This window comes from Arthrobacter sp. BE255, assembly GCF_031457335.1.
In the GTDB taxonomy this organism is placed as follows: Bacteria; Actinomycetota; Actinomycetes; order Actinomycetales; family Micrococcaceae; genus Arthrobacter.
This window is the reverse complement of sequence record NZ_JAVDWK010000030.1, coordinates 1-2,399: the sequence shown is the minus strand read 5'-3', so window position 1 is coordinate 2,399 and position 2,399 is coordinate 1. Positions and strand designations below refer to the sequence as shown.

The following is a 2,399-nucleotide window of genomic DNA, read 5'->3' as shown; positions in this document are numbered from 1 at the left end:
AGAGCGTCGCAATCATGCCGGGACCGGCAGGCCAGCACACCCCACATCCTGCACCAGAAAGGGGCTACGAAGAAGGTAACGAGCGTCCTGGAAGGTTAGCCGCGGAAGACCTGGACCACCGACGGGCGGGGCGCACGCACCTGGCCGGGGGCCGGCGTCGTGCCTGCCGCAACGTAGTCCGGGAAGTACGAGTTCGGGGCGTCGAACGAACCTTCCTCGCCCGGGTGCTGGACCGAGACGAAGACGGTGCGCTCGTCGTCGTGGACGATGGGGCCGCAGGTTTCGCCGTCGCGCGGCACCGCCAGGAACTGCTCCACCTTGCCGCGCTCGGCGCCGTCGAGGGTGACCTTGAACAGGCCGTCCGCCCGGCCGATGCCGGAGGGGGCGCCGTCGGTGGAGATCCAGAGGTTGCCCACGGAGTCGAACGCGAGGTTGTCCGGGCAGGAGATCGGCGAGACCTGGTCCACCGGGAAGCCGGAGAAGTAGGTGACGTCGCCCTGGGCCGGATCGCCGCAGACCATCAGCAGGTTCCAGGTGAACGTGGTGGAGGTCTGGTCGCCGGTTTCGGTGATCTCCACGATGTGGCCGTCGCGGTTGGCGTTGCGCGGGTTCATTTCCGTGGCGCCTTCCTTGCCCACCTTGCCGCGGTCCGAGTTGTTGGTGCAGGCCACGTAGACCTTGCCCGTGTGCAGGCTGGGCTGGACATCCTCGCAGCGGTCCATCTTGGTGGGGCCCACCTTGTCCGCGGCGAGGCGGGTGTAGACCAGCACCTCCTCAACCGTCATCCCGGGCACGGCCGAGGCGCCGTCAACCACCAGCGGCAGCCACTCGCCGATGCCGTCGAACGAACCGTCGGCCGGCACGTTGCCAACCCCGGTGATTTCGGCGGCCGGTGAGTTGCCGGTGAACTTGGCCACGTACAGGTTGCCCTCGGACAGCAGCGTCATGTTGTGCGCCCGGTCGCCCTCACGGTACTTGCCGGCGGAGACGAACTTGTAGAGGTAGTCGAACCGCTCGTCGTCACCGGAGTAGGCAACCACGTGCCCGGAATCGGCCACGATCACGTTGGCGCCTTCGTGCTTGAAGCGGCCCAGGGCGGAGTGCTTCTTCGGCGTGGACGTGGGGTCGAACGGGTCCACCTCGACGATCCATCCGAAGCGGTTGGACTCGTTCTCGTAGCCGGCGTTGCGCGTGTCGAAGCGGGGATCGTCCAGTTCCCACTTGCGGGCCGTGGCGTTCGACGTCAGGCCGTAGCGCTTGTCGGACGCGGACGTGCCCGGGGAGACGAAGTACCCGTTGAAGTTCTCTTCGCCGGACAGGATGGTGCCCCACGGGGTGGTGCCGCCGGAGCAGTTACCCAGCGTGCCCTTGATGGCGCGGCCGGTGGGGTCGGCAACGGTCTTCACCAGCGGGGAGCCGGCAACCGGACCGGTCAGTTCGTAGACCGTGCTGTTCAGGTAGCGGCGGTTCAGCCCCGCGCCCTGGACGTAGCTCCACGGCTTGTTCTTGTTCTTCCGCTCCAGTTCGACGACGGTCAGCCCGTGAGCGGCCTGACCCACCGCGCGCACGTCGGCGGCGGGCATGGTGGCCGGGAACATGATGTTTTCGTTCGTGTACTCGTGGTTGGCGAACAGAAGCGCACGGCGGCCATTGCTGCCCGGAACCTCAAGGATGTCCGTGTAGTCGTTGTTGTAGCCGAACTGCTTTTCCTGTGCTGCGGCGGTCTGGTTGTTCAGGTCAAAGGCAGGTGCATCGTTGAAGATCGGGTCACCCCAGCGGATCACCGGCTGCCAGGTGAAGCCTTCCGGAACGGTCACGGCGTCGACGTCGGCGGCGATGGAGGGGATGGCCGTGAACTTCAGCTTCGACGTCCCGAAGCCCTCCTTCGCGGCGGGCGACAGACCCGCGGCGGTCGCGGGTTCCGCGGACGTCACGGCACTTCCAAGTACGACGGCGAGCGCACCGGCGGCGCCGAAGCCCAGGGCGGCACGGCGGGACATGGTGGCGGAGGCGATGTCGCGGAAGTAGCTGTTGGAGCTGGTGTTGCAGACGTCGCCGGCGCAGGCGTTGTCACACTTCAGCGCGCACGTGACGGCGCTGCGCTTGCCCTTGGTGTGGCCGAGCATCGGCAGCAGGGTGAATTTGCGGGCAGTCGTTTCAGACATGGGGGCCTTCCAGGAAAATCGATGCGGTTCCCTCACCGTGCCAGCCGCTTCCGACGCGCAGCCGTCAGGCAGGTGAAATTCCGGTTAACCGCGCGTGACCTGCAGGAATGTGCGAGAGGGTTCGTCAAAAACCCGCATTAAGTGAGAGTGTCCCTATGTTGTTCGTCAAGGGGTTTGGGGTGTTTTGGGGTGGTAGAGGCTGCCATCGCGGAGCATGGCGAAGAGGGTGTCGCA

At 66.2% G+C, this 2,399-nt stretch carries 1 protein-coding gene; it reads right to left on the bottom strand.

From position 1 onward, the window contains the following. Positions 1 to 95: 95 nt before the first annotated feature. Positions 96 to 2,165, bottom strand: a complete 2,070-nt coding sequence (locus tag J2X42_RS23280) for a PhoX family phosphatase (RefSeq protein ID WP_310168501.1) — start codon at positions 2,163 to 2,165, stop codon at positions 96 to 98. Positions 2,166 to 2,399 lie beyond the last annotated feature (234 nt).